Source organism: Paraburkholderia ferrariae NBRC 106233 (genome assembly GCF_000685035.1).
Lineage (GTDB): Bacteria > Pseudomonadota > Gammaproteobacteria > Burkholderiales > Burkholderiaceae > Paraburkholderia > Paraburkholderia ferrariae.
The window spans coordinates 15,853-33,233 of the sequence record NZ_BAYB01000019.1 but is presented as its reverse complement, the minus strand read 5'-3'; the positions used below and the strand labels follow the sequence as shown (position 1 = coordinate 33,233).

The following is a 17,381-nucleotide window of genomic DNA, read 5'->3' as shown; positions in this document are numbered from 1 at the left end:
AATACAGCCCATGTCGCTCTGGACCTGGTTCGGACTGAAAGAAGGCAGTGCGAGTACGGACTGGCCGTTGAAAGGCAACGAGGATGGCCAGCAAGGCGTGCTTGGAATGCCGCGCTACGACCCCGACAAGTGTGAGCCGAAGTGCGATGCCTGCGCGAGCGCCTGCGTGACCCACGCGATCTCGCTGGTGCCGTCCATGGATGCGGCTGTGAGGCCGGAAGTCGACTGGGGACGCTGCATCGTCTGCCAGCGCTGCACCGAGGTATGTCCGACCGGGGCCTTCGCTGCGTCCGGCGACTGGGCGCTCGGGGTGCATGAGCGCGCTGACCTGAAGTGGGACGTGCCGATGAGCGAACGCATCGTTCGCGAAGTGACGGAGCGCACGCGACGGCCGTTCGCGCGCAGCCTGCATGTCCGGCACGTGGACGCCGGCTCGTGCAATGGTTGCGAATCCGAACTGCAGGCGTTGAATAACCCGTACTACAACCTGCATCGCCTCGGGATCTTCTTCACGCCGTCACCGCGCTTTGCCGACGTCCTGCTCGTGACCGGGCCCGTCACGAAGGCCATGCACGGCCCGTTGCTGGAAACGTGGGAGGCAATGCCGGTGCCGCGCTGGGTGATCGCTACCGGCACGTGTGCGGTCTCCGGCGGCGTGTCAGGCGGCAACTATGCCTGCGGTACCGGACTCGACGGGGTATTGCCCGTCGATATCTATCTGCCCGGTTGTCCGCCCAACCCGGCGGCGCTCATCCACGCGTTGCTGATGATCGCCGGCCGCAGCCGCCAACGGATGCACGGAGGCCAGATTGAGCGCTAATCTTCTGCTCGCACTTGCCGCCGCCCTGTGGGCGCTCGCGGTGGTGTTCTCGCCGTGGCGTGCCGCGCACAGCGTGGTACGCGCGGGACTCGGCGTGGGTTGCGCCCTCGGCATCATCGCGTGCCTGGTTGCGTTGCCCGTCGGGACAGCACAGGTGTCGTTGCATGTGAACCTCGTCACGCAGCCCGTATCGTTCGCCGTTGAGCCGTCCGGCCTGTGGCTGTTTGGTTTTGGCCTCACGCCGGCCATGTTCGCCTGCTGGCTGGGTTCGCCGCTCGCCGGGCGCTCAGGGCGCTGGCTCGCCGGGGCGGCGTTCAGTCTGCTCGGCGCTCTGGGCCTGGTGGGTTTGCAGGATGGCATCTCACTGCTGGTGGCCTGGGAAACCATGAGCCTTGGCGGTGCGTTGATGTTGACCGGCGAACGCCCGGAGACGGACGAGGGCAGGCCCATCCTGCTGATGCTTGCGCTCCTCGAGGTCGGCGCGGTCGCGCTCGTCTTTGCGGTCATTCTGCTTGCCCATTCGGCTGGAGGAATCGCCTTCGTCGATTTCGCCGGACATGCGGCGACGTCGGGCGATCTCGTGTCATGGTGTGCGGGCCTTGCGCTGCTGACCGGTTTCGGGGCGAAGCTCGGCCTGGTGCCGTTTTACGAGTGGTTTCCGCGCGCGTATTCGAGTGGGAGTGGTGCAACCGGGGCGATATTCTCCGGCGTCGTGCTCAACGCCGCGTATTTCGCGCTGAGCCGAGGATGGAACAGCTGGCTGGACGTGTCGCAGCACCCGCAGACGGCGTTCGGCCTCGGCGTCATCGCGATCGCGATTGGCGTGGTCAGCGCAATCCTTGCCGTGCTGTTCGCCTTTCAGCAGGACGACTGGCGGGCACTCCTCAGCTATTCCTCGGCGGAGAACGCGTCGATTGCGGTCGTGATGCTCGGCGCGACGCAGCTTTTCCGTGCGGACCAGCTTGGCGATCTCGCGGGCCTCGCATGGACAGTGGCGCTGCTGCATCTGGCCGGACACGCGCTGGCGAAGGGCGCGCTGTTCCTTACCGCGGACGGTGTCTTCCGCGCATGCGGCGCGTACGACATCGTCCCGCGTGGCTGGCTCAAACGTAGCGGCTTCCTGCTGGGGCTCGGCGCCGTGTTTGCCGTAATGAGCCTTGCGTCGGTGCCGCCGCAGGCCGGCTTCGTCAGCGAATGGTATGTGTTCCAGTCGGTGTTTCAGGGCTTTCATCTTTCATCGTTCATCGGCCGGCTCGTTCTCGTGCTGGCGGGCGCTGGCCTGGCGCTGGCAGCGGCCGTCGCGCTCGCGACCTTCGTGAAGCTGTTCGGCCTCGGTCTGCTGGGCGTTGCCGATGTCGACGTCACGCCGCCCGTGCCGCGCGGGAATGCCGTTGCGGTAGGCCTTCTCGGGTTGTGCGTGCTCGCGGTCGCCGCGGGTGCGCCGCTCTGGCTCAATGCGCTCGCCGATGGCGCCCAGACGCTGTTCAGCGCGAACAGCCCGCATGCGATGGTGTCCGGCTGGCTGCTCGTTCCGCTCACTGACAAGTTCGCGTTCATTTCGCCGTCGAAGCTGATTATCGTGATGCCGTTGCTGGCCCTTCTGCCCATTGCGCTGCTATGGCTGACGAAGCGGCACGCGATCCGCCGCGTACCTGTGTGGTTCGGGGGATTGACGACAAATGCACGGGACGCGACGACCACGCCGCTCACGTTTTCCAACGCGATGCGAACGTTCTACAGCTTCGTGTATCAGCCGACGATCAATACGACGCGCGAGCACGAACAACGGGAATATTTCATCAAGCGTCTGGTGTTCTCGGCGGGGGTGACGGACCTGTTTCAGCGGCATCTGTTTGACCCCGCCGTGCGGATCGTCAATCTGTGGGCGGAAAAGCTGCGCGCGCTGCAATCGGGCAACCTGAATTTTTACCTCGCCATGATTGGCGGGCTTCTCGTAGCCATTCTCTGCCTCACGTTCACATAAGCGGCGGTTTGTATGGGGTACCGCCGAAAACGTCGCGATCAGTACACGCGCGAGCCCGTCGTTCGCGGGCATCCGCGCCCGTGGCGAGGCTGGGTTCGCGCAGTGCCGGCGTACCGGAACGGCATGTCCGGGGCTCGGCGACGGTCTCGGGTACGCCCGGTGACATCCGGGCGCTTCCGGAGGCAGTCTTGCGCGCGCATGAGTCCGTTCATGCGGCAGCCGGTTTGGACAAGAAAACATGGAACGTCTGAAATGCAACGAAAAATCCGCAAGACTGCTGGCGCTCATGCACTGGCTCGCCTGCGCCGCACGGACGCCGTGACCTGGGACCCGGCGCGGGAGCGCCTGAAGGGCAGATTGATGCTCGCAGGTTATGCGCTGGTCGCCAACGAGATCATGGCGTGGGCGCTGTCTTTCATGCTGGCGAGCGTCTATCCGGGTCTGCCGCGATGGTGGTTGCTCGTTTTCGGTGCGGCGATGATTCCGTTCGCGATGGAGTGGATATCGGGTGACGCAGAAAGCGCCTATGAACGGGCGGCCTCGCAACGGTTTCTCGGCTTCGAAGGCGTTCCGCCTCGCGTCATCTCGATCGCCGGCGACTGCCCGAGCCGGCGGCTCGTCCTGCTGCATATCCAGATGCATCCGGAACTGCGCTGGCGGGAAGACTAGCGCAGCCTGCGCACAACGATCTGGAGCGGAGAGCGGTCATGGGGACGGGAACCGGCACGCCGGCTGCGCGTCGCGCAATGCATTTCGTAATTCTTGTAGGCATACTAAGCTTTTGCGCGGACTTTACCTACGAGAGCGCCCGCAGCGTGCTGGGGCCGTGGTTTGCAACGATGGGTGCGACCGCCACGGTCATCGGCATAGTCACGGGCTTCGGCGAACTGGCGGGATACGGCCTGCGTGTGGTTTCGGGTCGGCTGGCAGACGCCACGCGTCATTTCTGGCCAATTGCGATAGTTGGGTATGGGGTGCAGATGTGCGCCGTTCCCCTGCTGGCACTGACGCACAATTGGCAGAGCGCGGCAAAACGCATCGGGGGCTATGGCTGGGCGTTCGGCATTCACGAAGCGTTCGACCAGTTCGGCGCGATGGTCGGGCCGTTGGTCATCGCGGGGATCATGTCGGTGCGCGGCGACTACCGCTTTGCTTTTGCGATCCTCGCCATTCCAGCCGCGATCAATCTGTCTTTTGTCGTCCTCGCGCGCGTGACGTTTCCGCGGCCGCAGGACCTGGAGGAAGATCAGCCGGAGGCGGCCGGCGCAGGGCGCTACCCGGTAGCGTACTGGGTCTATCTCGCAGGAGCCGGGCTGGTGGCGGCCGGGTTTGCGGACTACCCGCTCATCGCCTACCACTGGACGGTTCATCATGTCGTAACGTCCGACCAGGTGCCGCTCTTCTATGCCGTCGCCATGGCTGCCAGCGGCGGGGCGTCGCTGATGTTCGGACGACTGTTTGACCGGTACGGCTTTCCGGTGCTGATCGGACTGACGGTGATCTGTATCGCGTTTGCTCCGCTGGTGTTTCTCGGCGGCAGTATCGAGATGTCGGTGCTCGGTGCTGCGCTGTGGGGAATGGGTATGGGCGTACATGAATCCATTATTCCTGCGGCGGTCGCACCGATGGTGGGTCGCGCGAAGCGCGCGTCGGCATTCGGCACCTTCACCGCTATCTACGGCGTCTGCTGGTTCCTCGGAAGTTCGCTGATCGGCTGGATCTACGACCATTCGGTCGACGCAACCGTACTGTTCTGCGTGCTGGCACAGCTCCTGGGGCTTCCCGCGTTCGTGTGGGTCGGCTGGCGCCGACGCGCCGCGTCGTAGCTGATTTGAGGACGCATGTCGATCCGATGTCCCCGGGCCGCGTAGTGCGATCCCGACGAAGGTTGTCAACCGCCCACAGCTTCGTCGCGGGGCGCGACGCGAAGCGTCTCGCACAGCGCGTGGCTTAGCCGCTGCTCGACCTTCGGATTCGACGCGTAGATGAGTGCCTCCGCAAAGTGCTTGAGGCATACGCCGGCAGTCAGGATCGTGACGGCCTCGTCGTTCGCGGCGCGGGCTGCCTTGCGAACAAGTGCGGCTATGGCCCGTCGGCCGGCTATCTCCTGTGCGTCGCAACCGGGGCACGGTTCCCGCAGCGCCGTCGAGACAGTCATCGCGCCGGTCGCAGCAGCCGAATCGAACCATCGCGTCCGGCTGCGTCTGCGGCGCTTCGGGGGCTCGACGTCGACGGAGGTGCGCGGTTGCGTTGACCGCCCTGGCAGCGCGACCTCCAGATAGCGATCGAGTGCCGCGCGGCGCAGATCGGGACTGGGGTGCGCGAGGCATTGCAGCAGGTGCTCGCTGCACGTTGGCAGGGTGATCCAGCCGGGCTGTTCCAGGCGAACGTTTTCGGCTGCGGCTTCGAGCCATTGTTGTGCTGCCGTTGCGATCGATTCGCAAACGGGGCACTGCGTGATGGTGGCGGGAATGGCTTTGTCACCGAGTGGGTAAAGCACCGTTCGAACGGCAGAGGTACTGTCGCTTTCAACCGGCTCTGCCGCGAGCGCGACGAGTGCCGCCTTTGCCTTCAGGCGCAGTTGCCGGATCAGCCGCCCCCGCAAGGGCGGCTCGGTCCGCTGCACGAGCATCTGGATGTGGACAAAGCAAAGATCAGGGAGCGCTGCGCGCTTCGCGTGCTCTGCCGCGCGCAAAACACGCGCCAGTGCCCGACCCTCTGCGCGATGGAAGTAGGCACATGCGGGACAGCGACTGCGGGCGCCGAAAAGAATGTCCTGGATCAGTTCGTCCTGCAGGTCCGAGCGATCGAGCAGCGAGGCAAGATGACGGCCGGCATCGTCCACGGCTGTGCGCATCGCGCGTGCTTTCGCTGCGCCGGAGGACGTCGCGAGCTCGGTGTGCCGGGCGCAGAAGCCCATGCTCGTGGCAATAGTCTGGGCAAGCGCTTGACGTGAGCGGCCGTCACGCAGCAGCTTGCCGAAATAGCGCTCTTCCGTCCCGGCGAGCTGGTCGCATACAACACAACCGCACGCCGGGTACATCGGGCCGCCTTCCTGCATGGTTGCGGCGGACAACGGCGCTACGTCAACCGGCAGGGTGCCGGCATCGGCGGTGCGGGACGGGGCAACAGGAACATGAAGGTCTTGCGTCGCGGGCATGGCGGTCACGTCGGAGCGGGTTACGCGACCTGGAAGCGGCAAAAAAATCGGCCTACGTCCCATCCAGGGTCCGTAGGCATCATCAGCCCGTCGGGAAACGGGCGGTTCGTCGGAGGATGCCATCTCCTTTTACAAGTTTAGCGCACTGCTGCTGCGAGCCACAATGCGGCTGGCCCAGCACCGGCGCGTGACCCGGATCTCGTGTTCGGGACCCGTTGCGGAGCCGCGAGCGCGGCGATAGAATCGGCTTAACACTGGTGGAGATGGCATTCTCCCTGACCGCCCGTTTCCCGACGGGCTGATGATGCCTGCTGGCCTGGACGAAGGCGGCACTGGCACGACCACCAGTTCCTTTTCGGCCAGATTGTGTCTGTCACATGCGGCCCGATCTGCGATATTCCACTCACGACCAGCCTTGACGTCCAGACCGGTGGCGCGGCGCCATCGTGGCGTACGGCCCCGTGGTCGTGTTGCTGCGAGGGTTGCGTGAACGCCCGGCGAAGCAGCGCGAATGGAACTTGACGCACAGCGCATCGAGGTATGGGACAGACATTGTCGACGTTGCCTGTGTGGCGACTGATTCCGCACGCGATGCGTGAACTGCGATGACGGGTATCGAGGGAAACGACATGAGCGAAGGGCCGATGGATCTGCGCGACTACGAGAACGCGAAGTTCGAACTCGCCAGCATTTTGCGCGTACTTTCCGAGGCCGCGAAAGATAAGGGAGACCGGGTCAATGAGCAGATCCGGGCGCTTTTTGTGCGGCTTGCGGAAGATCGCTTCAATCTCGCGGTGATTGGCCGGTTCGGGCGAGGCAAGAGCTCGCTGATGAATGCGATCATCGGCATTGACCGACTGCCGACCGGGATACTGCCACTGACATCGGTCATCACGACAGTCGTGTATGGCAGCACCGAGAAGGTGATCATCCATTACGACGGCCGCCGCCCCGCCGCTGAGGTCGAGCTGGATCAATTGCCCGAGTTCATCACGCAGCAGGCGAATCCCGGCAACGTACGGCATGTGCGGACGGCGCAAGTGCAGATTCCTGCGGAGATCCTGAGGCGGGGGTTTCACTTCATCGATACGCCCGGTCTTGGCTCCGCGATTGCGGAGAATACCCGCACGACGGAATCCTTCCTGCCGGAGGCGGACGCGATGCTGGTGGTGACGAGCTACGACAGTCCGCTTTCGGAGGAAGAGTTCGCCGTTCTGCGCCTCGCGGCAAGATACGACCGGCACGTGTTCATGGTGCTCAACAAGCACGATACGGTCACGGACATCCAGCGCAGGGAAGGGCTGGAGTATGTGAACGCGCAGTTGAGGCACGTTCTCGGCCCGCGTGCGTCGGAGGCATTTTCGGTATCCGCGCGGGACGGCCTGGCAGCGAAGCTCACCGGCAATACCGACGCACTGGGCGCAAGCGGGATCGCGGCGTTTGAGGAGGCCCTGATCCGCTTTCTGGTTGAAGAGAAACAGCAGGCATTCCTGTCGAGTTTTTGCGAGCGCGTCCTTGAAGTGACGCATCTGGATTCAACCGGCAGCACCTTTGCCGATGTGGCTTTGCAGATCCGTGATTTTCAGCGCGCGCTCGGGCCGGACAATGAGCGCACGCCTGCGGATCGTGAGCGCCGACTGGTGCGTACGGTCGACGTCGGATCGTTGCACGAACTGGAACCCTGCGAAATCTGCCAGCGGGTCCAGTCGGTCAGTTTCGACTTTCTATGCCATTACCAGTACGAACTCAGTGTCAGCCGGGCGTCGCAGGAGCATCACGCGCGTGCGAAGGGACTCTGCGTGATCCATACGCGGCAGCTTGCGGCGCTCGCTGCCCCGCAAGGCGTTGCGGTGGGCTACCCGGCTCTGCTCGAAGCGTTGTCGGCCACGCTGGCCAAAGCGGCGAACGCCGCGTCGGTGGGCGGGCACGACGTACTCGTGCGCGGCGACGTGCTGCCCGCGCCGGGCGAGTGTGCGCTTTGCCGTTTATGCGTCGATACGTTGAAGGAAGCGGTCGCGGCAATCGCGGCAAGTCTGCAGCACGACGACGCCCGCGATGTGGAATCGCTGTCCGGCATCTGCATGCTGCATTTGCCGGAACTCGTGGCGGCGCTCGCCGACAAGGACGTTATCGAACGCCTTCTCGATCGCGAGTCGTCGATATTGTCCCGTCTCGCAGACGACCTGAGGCGGTACGCAACCAGGCGCGATGCCATACGCAGGCAACTGTCGAGCGCGGAGGAAACCGAGGCAGCCGACCGCACGCTCAAGATGATTGCCGGCCTCGTCAACGTGCACGTTCCGGATTCCTGTAGCCAGGCGACGTGTGGCCCCGTGCTTGAGATCGGCGCGAGCGGTGTCAGCCGGAATCGCGAAGTACCGGAGATGGCATTCTCCGACAACCGCCCGTGAGGGCTGATGATGCCTGCAGGTCCGGCAACAGGGTTACGAGCCTGGCATTGCTCGCGTGCGAAAAGGTTTTGTCGATACCGTTCGCATACCTGATTGACGGCGTGGCAAACGGCGCCAGAATGCATGTCCTCGCAATAGGGAGCCGGGGCAAGCATCGGGGCGCGACAGGTGGACACCCTACATCATGCAGGTAGTCAATCAGATCGAGGCATGCGCGTGGAACGATTTTCGGCAGGATGACACGGACAACCGGACGGTGCGTCGGGTAATCTGCCGTGCAGGCGGGGTCGCTCGATGAAACCTGGCGATCGTATGCGCTTGACCGGCGGCTTTATCGTGCTTGGCATCGGGCTGGCAGTGACTGAAATAGAAACTGTCATCATCACCGCGGCACTCCATGTGTTCTCGTTTGCCGTTTCTCCTGTTCTTTTTGGCGCCTTTGGTATGGCAACAACGATACTGGTGGGGTGGTGGGTGCGCCTGGATGCCGAGAAGGCGTTCGAATGGGCGGATCGGCATGGGTTTCTGGATCGGGAAGAGGAGACCTCCCGTGTGATAGCCGTGCGCCAGCACTGTCCGAAGCCCTGGCTTGTCGCTCTTCACCTGCAACTGCATCCCGAGTTGACGGGGCACGCCTGAACAGGCGAGCCCCGGACGGGCGTCGCGATCATGGTCTGGATGGCCGGCTGTCACCGCCCGACGGACGATGATAGCCACCGGGAATACCACTCTTCGAGAAGACCCATTGCCACAGTTGCGTCTCGCGAGCGCGAAAGAGTCCGGCGCACGATAGCAGATAGTATCGCCACATCCGATGGAAGCGTTCTCCGAGCCGCGACTGGAGCCGTGGCCACGCGGCTTCGAAGTTCTCGTGCCAGGCCATCAGTGTCCGGTCGTAGTTGGCGCCGAAATTGTGAATGTCCTCCGTGACAAAGAGGCCGCTGGACGCATCGGCGATCTGGCCGAGCGCAGGAAGCTCGCCGTTGGGAAAGATGTAACGATCGAGCCACGGATCGGGTGGCGTATTGCGCTGGTTCTTTCCGATCGTATGCAACAGGAAAAGCCCGTCGTCGACCAGACACCGGTGCGCGACCTCCATGAAGATACGATAGTTGCGGGCGCCCACATGCTCGAACATTCCGATGCTCGCGATGCGGTCAAAGCGTTCGTTGACGCTCCGATAGTCCTGTAGCCGGAACTCGAGCGGCAGTCCCCGGTAGCGCTGTGCGGCCCACCGGGCCTGTTCCTTCGAGATGGTGACACCAACGCAGCTCACGCCATAGTATTCGGCTGCAAATCCCATCAGGCTTCCCCAGCCACAGCCGATGTCGAGCAGCCGCATCCCGGGGCGCAACTGCAGCTTTCGGCAGATGAGATCGAGCTTGTCTTCTTGGGCGCTATCCAGCGTCTTCGCACCGCTGGACCAGAAGGCGCAGGTGTAGGTCATGCGGCGATCGAGCATCGCCGCATACAGGTCGTTTCCGATGTCGTAGTGCTGCTGCCCAACCTGCCAGGACCGGCGTGCGGTCTGGCGATTGGTTATTTTCGCGTGCAAGGCATGCAGTGCGAGGCGTGCGGGACGGACCTGCTCGTCCAGCCGTGCGCGCATGATCCTGTCGAAGAACTGATCGATACGATCGCACTCCCACCGGCCATCCATGTACGCTTCGCCGAGTGCGAGGCTGCCGCGTGCAAGAACGTCTCCCGGGACAGCGTCGTCGTTCAGACGGATGTCCCATGCGCGGACTCCTCCGAGCTTGACATCGGCGCGTGCGAGCAGTTCTTCGACGAACCTGCAGGCTGAGCCCGCGGCGCGTCCGTTACGCTTGTTTTCCTGCTGGACTGACGCAGACATGCATTTTCTCCATTCTTTCGGTATGGCCGGTCGCAATGAAACGCGGCCGTCGATTGTCGTGCGTCCGTTTTCTGGACGCACGACGAATCAGTTACGCGGGCCAGTGCAACTTGCACGGGCAGACGGATTTGTCCCGGGCCAGAATGCGCGCCGGGCCGAAGGCTGCCGGGAACGAAGAAGGGGGGGAGGTCGGTGCACCGGTATGCATTGTTCGGACGGTGCGGCAACGGGGAGCGCGCGCTTGCAAGTGACGTATTCCATGCTTTTCCAGGACGTGCATCGATAGCGTTAATCCTGGAAGGCGGAGGACTGGCGTGCAGCCACCAACCTCCTGCTCCCAGGAAATTGGTAGGCATCGTCAGCCGGACAACCGGCGGTTGTTGGGAGGAATGCCATCTCCCGACTGCCCCAACAGGCTGGAAACTCCCGCTGGCTTTGGCAATCTGCGCAATGCAGGGATTGCCCCCGACGCCCTTCAGGCTATGGCCGCTCTCGATAGCAGGCTGACCGTCGCGAAGCCGAGAATGGTCATGATCAGCGAACCGGAAAGGTGAATGACGACCTCTCCGGCCGCCCAGCCATACCGTCCTTGCTGAAGGTCGCCGACGACTTCCGCGGAAAACGTCGAGAACGTCGAAAGCCCCCCCATCAGTCCTGTCGTGACGAACAGGCGCCATTCGGGGGCGATCTGCGGCATGCGGACAAAACACGCAATCGCGACACCGATGATGTAGCCGGCGATGACGTTGGCAGCGAGTGTGCCGAGGGGAAGATCGGGGAAAAGCCCGTTGAGACGAAGGCCCAGAAACCAGCGAAAGAGCGATCCCATTGCACCGCCGATCGCGACAGCGAGAACCGATTGATACATGTCTAATACCCTGTTCGATTTAACATCGACAAGCGCACGTGTACGGACGCTTGTCTTGCGGGTTTGTAGGCATCATCGGCTCGTGGCGAGCGGTTAGGGAGAATGCCATCTCCAGCGGGAAATTCTATCATCGGCCGGCGCAACGTCAAGCAGACCGGCCCGCAAAAACGCGAGGACGTGCAGGTCCAGGACGACCAGCGCGAGTGCGCCGGCGTGCTCGCGGCGTCCGGGCACCGCGGTTGCCGGAGCGGGGACGCGCAACGGCACGGGGCGGATGATTGAAAGGCGGATAGTTGTTCAGCCTGCACGGTGAATACGCGCGAATGCCACAAACGCCGAAAGTATCGCTTCGATGGCTCTAACCACGCTTGCGGCTCTGCAAATGGAGCGGTATGCTTATAAACGGAGATGGCATTCTCCTTAACCGCCGGGCGCACCGGCTGATGATGCCTGCTGTTTCACGGATGCGAAAACATTTTCTAACCCGCAAACAACAGGTGAATCATGGTTGCATTGTCTACCTCTTCATTGGCCCGCTTTCTGCGCCGGGCAGCACATCTACTCCTTCCCTCACAACCGCCAATCGCATCGCGACGTTGGCCGTCCATGGCCATGGTGCCGGTGCGCCTTGAGACCCGAACGCGCCGCCCTGACCGCAAGCAGCCAGCTTGGCGCGAATAACCGGTACGGCCGCGGCCGATATCACGGTTTACCAGCGGCCCGTTAAGGGCCGCGTTCAGGAAGGGATTTCAAAAATGCAAATCGCACTCAGTGATGATGCGGTGGGCGTAGTTCGCGCGGGACACGCGATCGATGTGCGCGCAAACGTCGCGCTCGACGGACGCGCGCTGCCGGGACGCGGAGGAACAGCGGCGCCGGCTTCGCCGGGCAGCGAATTCGCCGGACTGGAGGCTTCGCTGCGCAAGCTTGGCCATCTCACCGTCTTTGCCTTCGCGTCCGGCGAATTCATGTTGATTGGCCGGGACGGAGAGCGCGTCCGCGATTGCTCGTTCGTCGGCGCACTGCAGAAGATGTTGCAGTGGCAGGGATGCGAGGCGGTATCTCCGCAAGACATGAATTGCGCGACGTGAGTTCGCCCGGAACAACGTGGCCGTGCAGAGTCAATTCACACCAGACCGCATAGCCAGCCACCCTAACGGAGATGGTATTCTCCGCAACCGCCCGACAGGGCTGATGATGCCTACAGGTCCCGGAAGCAGGCACGGGGTCGCCTGAGTTCCAACGGGCGCCCCATGTTTTGGCCGGGAAGGGCACCAAGGCCTCGTTTCCTGACCGGTTGTCGGCCGGCTTCGGGTGGCTTCGTGCGGCCGGCACATCGCATCCCCGGTATTTCCGGGGCCGGGCGGCCTGCCGGGACTGCATGCATACGGTCGAGGCGGCAGGGGCTGCGGACAGGACACACAACACGCTGGATCGTCGCTGGGTATGGATGTCATCGAGAATTTCAGAAGAATCACCCGGGCACGGGGTTTCGAGCCCGATCATTCCCAACTTGAAGCACTCGGCCGCTTGCAGCATTGCTATGAAGGCTGGCGGGCGTATGAGGCACACCGCAATCCGGTGACGCGCTTTCTTGTCCATCCTGCACCGCCCAAAGGGCTGTATCTTTGGGGTGGAGTGGGGCGTGGCAAGACGCTCCTGATGGATTGCTTCTACGCTGTCGTTCCGGCAAGGAAGAAGTGTCGCCTGCATTTTCATGAGTTCATGCACGACGTGCACCGATCCCTGGAGGATTTGCGAGGACAGGCCGATCCGCTCGATGCGCTCGCGCGCGAGCTATCGTCGTCGCGGGAACTCATCTGCCTTGACGAATTTCACGTGTCGGATATCGCCGACGCGATGGTCCTGTCGCGTTTGCTGCCGGTGCTTTTTGCCTGTCACGTTGCGCTCGTTGCGACATCAAACTTCCATCCGGATCAGCTATATCCTGATGGCTTGAACCGGGAACGATTTCTTCCTGCGATAGATCTGCTGAAGAACAGACTCGATATCGTGAATGTCGATGGCGGCATGGACTATCGTGAACGTTCGATGGCCCGGGTCCGGACCTATCTTTGCCCGGCGAATGCCGATTCGGAAGCGGAACTCGACGAGTCGTTTGCAAGGCTCGCCGCGACCGCCGGGCAGACGCCGGTGCTGCAAATCGAGCAGCGCGAGCTGCGAGCGCGCAAGCGGGGCGATGGCGTCGTGTGGTTTGACTTCGCGGCACTATGTGGCAGCCCGCGTTCGCAGAATGACTATCTGGCTCTCGCCGCGCGGTTTCACACCGTCATTCTCTCCGGCGTTCCCCAGATGACGCCGGACCAGGAGTCTGCAGCAAGGCGATTCACCTGGCTCGTCGATATCCTGTACGACCACCATATCAGGCTGATCATGTCGGCGGCTGTGCCGCCCGAAAAACTATACATGCAGGGACCGCTTGCGGCGGAGTTCGAGCGGACCGTTTCGCGCATAGACGAGATGCGCAGTGTTTCGTATTTTCGTCGCGCGAAGCGTCCGAGGCCTGCGGGACCCGCAGCCGGTACTCCGGGCGTGGATCGTGAGTACGGCCCCAGCGAGAGACAGGCCTGATGCTTCCCATGCTGAACATCAGGCGCCTCGCGCTCGACGTCGATCAACGCGGCCGGCAGGCTGCGCTGGTTGAAATGGCGGAGACGATAACCGCCTGCAGCGGTGTTGAAGCAGTCAACATCACAATTACCGGCATCGACATCGGGACAGTGGGTATGGACGTCACGATCGAAGGCCAATTCCTCGACTATGGTGAACTTGTGAAGGCAGTGGAGGCGTGCGGAGCGGTGGTCCTGCGCGTTGGGCATATCGCATGCGGCGAGCGGTCCGTCGAACGGATTGCGCGTGCCCGCTAGTGCAACTGGGGGAATGGCCGCGATCGCGTTGCGGCCACGTTGACTGTCCGTTTCCGGGTAACGTTCTGGGCTTACGTTATGCGTCGATAGTCGGTTGCTCAACCTCAACACCGTGTTTGCTGGCGTGTCAGACAGGAAACGGCGGGCTTGCGGCTTCGCCGGGCGCAGTGCCGAATCTCGAACCGGCCGAACGCGCAATCCGTGTGCTTGTCCGATGGTGGCCCGAAAGCGCCTGTTTTTCTGTTGACCCCGTTGTATGGCGGATACGCAGGCTGCAGCCGATGCCGGCAGTCCGGGCTATCCGGCGTCGGTCAATTCACATGAACCCACTGGCCGGCTACCCGACGATTTCACCACACGGGAGACCCTGCAGCATGTCGCATAAAAGAAAGAAGCCAGGCACCAGGGCGCACCTGACACGCGAACTTCTGCTGCCGATTCCCGCAAGGAAAGCGCAGAAGCGTTCGCTTCAGGCGCACATGGCGCTAGAGATGCTGAGACTCGGGCAAGGGAGCGGCAGTCAGTTGGGCGAGTTGATCAAATCTTTGTATATGACGTGGCTGGTTGCATACGACTGCGGCGACGTTGAACCGGATGTGTTCCTCGTTGCTGAAGCCGGTCTCCACCGCTGCATGAAGCACGTACCGGAAGATGGCAACTGGCGTATCGACGCGACTGCATGTGATGCGCTGAAGGTCGTATTGAGCCTGCACGATGACCTGCTCGCGACGGTCCCGGCCCATGTCATGCGGCGAGCCGCACAACGCCTCGAGCGGGTGATTGACTCCGGCAGGATGCCGAGCGTGCAGACCATTGTCGAGCCTGCTTCTCAGGCAGGTGGTAGTTAGCCGCAGGGGTGTCTCACCGGATGACGTCGTGCTCACGGTGCGCATGCTGAGCCGTGCTTCCGCATCGGACTCGCTGTTGGGGACGGCGCAGCAGGTCCGAATCGTTCGGCGCAGGACACAGTAAAGTCCCACGACGATGAGGGCGATGAAGATGAACCGGGTAAGAGGCGCTTAAGCATGGCGCACAGCGACAAAATGTTGCGCTGCACGAAGATTGGCGCTAAGCTATTTATTACGGAGATGGCATTCCTCCGATAATCGCTGCGACGTTCTGTCATGCAGCTAATGATGCCTACGTGTCCCCGATGGCGGGCGTGTGGGCGCTTTTCTCTCCATACCGTCGTCCGGGTTTGCGTTAGTTGAACCAGGGGTCCTGCCTCCCACATTGCTCGCTCACTGCTGATGCAACGGCAGGGACTCGCGCGCTGTGAGACAAGGGCACGGTTCCGTGGTTTGCAGGCGTCAAAAAACTGATCTCCATGGAAAGAAATTCTCTCGCAGCATTACTTCACATCCCGGGTGTGAAGACCCCCATAGAAATGCCGGTCTATCGCGGCACAATGGGTCCCGACGTGATCGACATCCGCAAGCTGTATGCGCAGTCCGGCATGTTTACGTACGATCCGGGTTTTATGTCGACGGCAGCGTGCGAATCCGCCATCACCTATATCGATGGCGACAAGGGGGAGCTGCTATACCGAGGTTATCCGATCGATAACCTTGCGCAGAATGCCGACTTTCTTGAAACCTGTTATCTGCTGCTGAAGGGCGAATTGCCAGATGCCAGGGAGAAGAGTGCGTTCGTCGAAGCGGTGACGAAGCACACTCTTGTCCATGAGCAGATGCATTTTTTCTTCCGCGGTTTTCGCCGCGATGCGCATCCGATGGCGATCCTGGTCGCGGCGGTAGGTGCGTTGTCCGCGTTCTACCACGACTCGCTCGACATCAACGATCCGGGACATCGCGAGGTGTCGGCGATCCGCATGATCGCCAAGCTGCCGACGCTCGTCGCCATGGCGTACAAGTACACGGTAGGCCAGCCGTTCGTGTATCCCGGGAACGACATGTCATACAGCGCGAACTTCATGCACATGATGTTCTCGAACCCGTGCGAGGAGTACAAGGTCAACGACGTGCTGGCGCGCGCGCTCGACCGCATCCTGATCCTGCACGCAGACCACGAGCAGAACGCGTCGACCTCGACGGTGCGGCTCGCCGGATCGTCGGGTGCAAATCCGTTTGCGTGTATCGCGGCCGGTATCGCGTGTCTGTGGGGGCCGGCGCACGGCGGTGCGAACGAAGCCGCCCTGCACATGCTGGAGGAAATCGGTTCGATCGACCGTATTCCCGAGTTCACCGCGAAGGTGAAGGACAAGAATTCAGGCATGAAGCTGATGGGCTTCGGTCACCGCGTGTACAAGAATTACGACCCGCGTGCGAAGCTGATGCGCGAAACCTGCCACGAAGTGCTCGACGAACTGGGCCTGCACGACGACCCGCTGTTCAAGCTCGCGATGGCGCTCGAAAAGATCGCGCTCGAAGACGAGTACTTCGTGTCGCGCAAGCTGTACCCGAACGTGGACTTCTATTCGGGCATCGTGCAGCGCGCGCTGGGTATCCCAACGTCGATGTTCACCTGTATCTTCGCGATGGCGCGCACGGTGGGCTGGATCGCCCAGTGGAACGAGATGATCGCCGATCCGGAGCAGAGGATCGGCCGGCCCCGCCAGCTTTTTATGGGCGAGCCCCCGCGGGAAGCCTTACCGCTATCAAGACGCTGCTAACGCTTGTGATGCTGACTGGACTGGAGCGTTCGATGATCATAGCCCCGCGAGATCCGAAGTGGGCGGCCATACTGGACTTGCTCAATCGGTCGACGTCCCCGCTGGCGTGCGAGAAGACGGGGGATATTCCGGCCACGCAGGCTATGCAGGTCGCGACTGTCAACCTTGCCGCCCCGACGATCCGGCTGATCGACCGCATCGACCTGGAGACGGTGCTGCTGTCGTGGAGCGATCCTCAGGCTGGCTTTTGCGGCGAGGAGAAGTGGAAGATCGGCGCTGCCCGACGCGCGGGTCCCTGCATCCTCACGCGCATCCATGTCCGGCGACGCGATCGTGTCTATCAGCCAGCATTGCGCTGGGGACGTCGTCACGAAGGCGCAATGATCCTGCCTGGCTGTATCGAGCGTGCGGCGCCCGGTGAGCTCCTTGTACCGACTCCCCTGGAACCCGACGCTGAAATTGCGATGATGCCGGTACAGGTAGCGAACTCGATCTGAGGAGAACGAGGTTGTCCGAGACATCAAGAGAGGTCCGTATGGGGCGCGCAGAGCTTTCGCCTCTCCACCGAAAAGCCGGCGCCCGAACGGATCACCGCGCTCGCGACGATCAGGCGAGCAACGCTGCTGCTGGCACAGACGCTGCGCGTCATTGTGCCCGGACTGTTCCGCGTGTCGGTAGACATCGACCCGGCGACATGGGATCAGATCCGCAGCGGAAACGTCATCGGCAACCGACCATGCGCTGCATGTCAAAGAGTGAATCA

At 62.5% G+C, this 17,381-nt stretch carries 16 protein-coding genes, 1 pseudogene and 8 riboswitches; of the genes and pseudogenes, 12 read left to right on the top strand and 5 right to left on the bottom strand.

Going from position 1 to position 17,381, the window contains the following annotated elements:
* Positions 1–10 precede the first annotated feature (10 nt).
* The 4 genes from nuoB to BFE01S_RS20560 all read left to right on the top strand — a co-directional run bounded on the left by nuoB (position 11) and on the right by BFE01S_RS20560 (position 4,630).
* On the top strand, positions 11–820 hold the full coding sequence (nuoB, locus tag BFE01S_RS20575; RefSeq protein ID WP_028227121.1) for an NADH-quinone oxidoreductase subunit NuoB: 810 nt from the start codon (positions 11–13) through the stop codon (positions 818–820).
* A complete protein-coding gene (locus BFE01S_RS20570) occupies positions 810–2,804 on the top strand; it encodes a proton-conducting transporter transmembrane domain-containing protein (RefSeq protein WP_028227120.1) in 1,995 nt (664 codons plus the stop codon). Before nuoB ends, BFE01S_RS20570 begins: the two co-directional genes overlap by 11 nt.
* Positions 2,805–3,002: 198 nt before the next feature.
* Positions 3,003–3,473 carry a hypothetical protein gene (locus BFE01S_RS39475; RefSeq protein ID WP_156967097.1) on the top strand — a complete coding sequence of 157 codons (471 nt, stop codon included), beginning with the start codon at positions 3,003–3,005 and terminating at the stop codon, positions 3,471–3,473.
* A 38-nt stretch (positions 3,474–3,511) separates the two neighbouring features.
* Positions 3,512–4,630 carry an MFS transporter gene (locus BFE01S_RS20560; RefSeq protein ID WP_042338094.1) on the top strand — a complete coding sequence of 373 codons (1,119 nt, stop codon included), beginning with the start codon at positions 3,512–3,514 and terminating at the stop codon, positions 4,628–4,630.
* Positions 4,631–4,695: 65 nt separating this feature from the next.
* Here the strand turns inward: BFE01S_RS20560 and BFE01S_RS20555 are convergent, their stop codons facing one another.
* Complete coding sequence (locus tag BFE01S_RS20555) at positions 4,696–5,964, bottom strand: hypothetical protein (RefSeq protein WP_156967096.1); 1,269 nt, start codon at positions 5,962–5,964, stop codon at positions 4,696–4,698.
* Between the two features lie 66 nt (positions 5,965–6,030).
* Positions 6,031–6,100, bottom strand: a riboswitch (Fluoride riboswitch).
* Positions 6,101–6,214: 114 nt separating this feature from the next.
* Positions 6,215–6,282, top strand: a riboswitch (Fluoride riboswitch).
* 287 nt (positions 6,283–6,569) lie between these two features.
* On the opposite strand from BFE01S_RS20555, the pseudogene BFE01S_RS46590 reads away from it, so the two are divergent.
* A pseudogene (locus tag BFE01S_RS46590) lies at positions 6,570–7,217 on the top strand (dynamin family protein); the annotation flags it as partial.
* Positions 7,218–7,499: 282 nt separating this feature from the next.
* On the opposite strand, the gene BFE01S_RS46275 reads toward BFE01S_RS46590, so the two are convergent.
* Both BFE01S_RS46275 and BFE01S_RS45905 read right to left on the bottom strand, forming a co-directional pair.
* Positions 7,500–7,634: a hypothetical protein gene (locus tag BFE01S_RS46275; protein ID WP_281177407.1), complete on the bottom strand. Its 135-nt coding sequence runs from the start codon at positions 7,632–7,634 to the stop codon at positions 7,500–7,502.
* Positions 7,635–7,949: 315 nt separating this feature from the next.
* Positions 7,950–8,261, bottom strand: coding sequence for a hypothetical protein (locus BFE01S_RS45905; RefSeq protein WP_245621156.1), 312 nt, complete (start codon positions 8,259–8,261; stop codon positions 7,950–7,952).
* 74 nt (positions 8,262–8,335) lie between these two features.
* Positions 8,336–8,398: riboswitch (Fluoride riboswitch) on the top strand.
* Between the two features lie 271 nt (positions 8,399–8,669).
* Between BFE01S_RS45905 and BFE01S_RS41990 the strand changes: the two genes are divergently transcribed.
* Positions 8,670–9,014, top strand: a complete 345-nt coding sequence (locus BFE01S_RS41990; protein ID WP_156967095.1) for a hypothetical protein — start codon at positions 8,670–8,672, stop codon at positions 9,012–9,014.
* Positions 9,015–9,042: 28 nt separating this feature from the next.
* Here the strand turns inward: BFE01S_RS41990 and cfa are convergent, their stop codons facing one another.
* Together cfa and crcB are read right to left on the bottom strand one after the other, a co-directional pair.
* Positions 9,043–10,230: a cyclopropane fatty acyl phospholipid synthase gene (gene cfa / locus BFE01S_RS20540; RefSeq protein WP_028227116.1), complete on the bottom strand. Its 1,188-nt coding sequence runs from the start codon at positions 10,228–10,230 to the stop codon at positions 9,043–9,045.
* Between the two features lie 342 nt (positions 10,231–10,572).
* Positions 10,573–10,639: riboswitch (Fluoride riboswitch) on the bottom strand.
* Between the two features lie 66 nt (positions 10,640–10,705).
* Complete coding sequence (gene crcB / locus BFE01S_RS20535) at positions 10,706–11,098, bottom strand: fluoride efflux transporter CrcB (protein ID WP_028227115.1); 393 nt, start codon at positions 11,096–11,098, stop codon at positions 10,706–10,708.
* A 59-nt stretch (positions 11,099–11,157) separates the two neighbouring features.
* Positions 11,158–11,220: riboswitch (Fluoride riboswitch) on the bottom strand.
* A gap of 273 nt (positions 11,221–11,493) precedes the next feature.
* Positions 11,494–11,558, top strand: a riboswitch (Fluoride riboswitch).
* A 295-nt stretch (positions 11,559–11,853) separates the two neighbouring features.
* Here crcB and BFE01S_RS20530 point away from each other — a divergent pair.
* The 6 genes from BFE01S_RS20530 (at position 11,854) to BFE01S_RS39455 (ending at position 17,115) form a co-directional block, all read left to right on the top strand.
* Entirely contained in the window at positions 11,854–12,189 is a 336-nt protein-coding gene (locus BFE01S_RS20530) for a hypothetical protein (RefSeq protein ID WP_028227114.1), read from the top strand.
* Positions 12,190–12,247: 58 nt separating this feature from the next.
* Positions 12,248–12,309, top strand: a riboswitch (Fluoride riboswitch).
* 235 nt (positions 12,310–12,544) lie between these two features.
* Positions 12,545–13,690, top strand: coding sequence for a cell division protein ZapE (zapE, locus tag BFE01S_RS39460; RefSeq protein ID WP_084170071.1), 1,146 nt, complete (start codon positions 12,545–12,547; stop codon positions 13,688–13,690).
* An 8-nt stretch (positions 13,691–13,698) separates the two neighbouring features.
* Entirely contained in the window at positions 13,699–13,986 is a 288-nt protein-coding gene (locus BFE01S_RS20520; protein ID WP_218002919.1) for a DUF211 domain-containing protein, read from the top strand.
* 374 nt (positions 13,987–14,360) lie between these two features.
* Positions 14,361–14,834 carry a hypothetical protein gene (locus BFE01S_RS20515; protein ID WP_156967094.1) on the top strand — a complete coding sequence of 158 codons (474 nt, stop codon included), beginning with the start codon at positions 14,361–14,363 and terminating at the stop codon, positions 14,832–14,834.
* A 227-nt stretch (positions 14,835–15,061) separates the two neighbouring features.
* A riboswitch (Fluoride riboswitch) is annotated at positions 15,062–15,136 on the top strand.
* Positions 15,137–15,313: 177 nt separating this feature from the next.
* Complete coding sequence (gltA, locus tag BFE01S_RS20505; RefSeq protein WP_042338088.1) at positions 15,314–16,618, top strand: citrate synthase; 1,305 nt, start codon at positions 15,314–15,316, stop codon at positions 16,616–16,618.
* Between the two features lie 32 nt (positions 16,619–16,650).
* Positions 16,651–17,115, top strand: a complete 465-nt coding sequence (locus tag BFE01S_RS39455) for a DUF3331 domain-containing protein (protein WP_042338087.1) — start codon at positions 16,651–16,653, stop codon at positions 17,113–17,115.
* Positions 17,116–17,381 lie beyond the last annotated feature (266 nt).

What these genes read in the sequence shown, in the direction of transcription:
- BFE01S_RS20530 (WP_028227114.1), top strand. Translation starts at nt 11,854, where the DNA reads ATGCAAATCGCACTCAGTGATGATGCGGTGGGCGTAGTTCGCGCGGGA.
- BFE01S_RS20515 (WP_156967094.1), top strand. Translation starts at nt 14,361, where the DNA reads ATGTCGCATAAAAGAAAGAAGCCAGGCACCAGGGCGCACCTGACACGC.
- crcB (WP_028227115.1), bottom strand. Translation starts at nt 11,098, where the DNA reads ATGTATCAATCGGTTCTCGCTGTCGCGATCGGCGGTGCAATGGGATCG.
- BFE01S_RS39475 (WP_156967097.1), top strand. Translation starts at nt 3,003, where the DNA reads ATGAGTCCGTTCATGCGGCAGCCGGTTTGGACAAGAAAACATGGAACG.
- nuoB (WP_028227121.1), top strand. Translation starts at nt 11, where the DNA reads ATGTCGCTCTGGACCTGGTTCGGACTGAAAGAAGGCAGTGCGAGTACG.
- zapE (WP_084170071.1), top strand. Translation starts at nt 12,545, where the DNA reads ATGGATGTCATCGAGAATTTCAGAAGAATCACCCGGGCACGGGGTTTC.
- BFE01S_RS41990 (WP_156967095.1), top strand. Translation starts at nt 8,670, where the DNA reads ATGAAACCTGGCGATCGTATGCGCTTGACCGGCGGCTTTATCGTGCTT.
- gltA (WP_042338088.1), top strand. Translation starts at nt 15,314, where the DNA reads ATGGAAAGAAATTCTCTCGCAGCATTACTTCACATCCCGGGTGTGAAG.
- BFE01S_RS20555 (WP_156967096.1), bottom strand. Translation starts at nt 5,964, where the DNA reads ATGCCCGCGACGCAAGACCTTCATGTTCCTGTTGCCCCGTCCCGCACC.
- BFE01S_RS39455 (WP_042338087.1), top strand. Translation starts at nt 16,651, where the DNA reads ATGATCATAGCCCCGCGAGATCCGAAGTGGGCGGCCATACTGGACTTG.
- BFE01S_RS20560 (WP_042338094.1), top strand. Translation starts at nt 3,512, where the DNA reads ATGGGGACGGGAACCGGCACGCCGGCTGCGCGTCGCGCAATGCATTTC.
- cfa (WP_028227116.1), bottom strand. Translation starts at nt 10,230, where the DNA reads ATGTCTGCGTCAGTCCAGCAGGAAAACAAGCGTAACGGACGCGCCGCG.
- BFE01S_RS20520 (WP_218002919.1), top strand. Translation starts at nt 13,699, where the DNA reads ATGCTGAACATCAGGCGCCTCGCGCTCGACGTCGATCAACGCGGCCGG.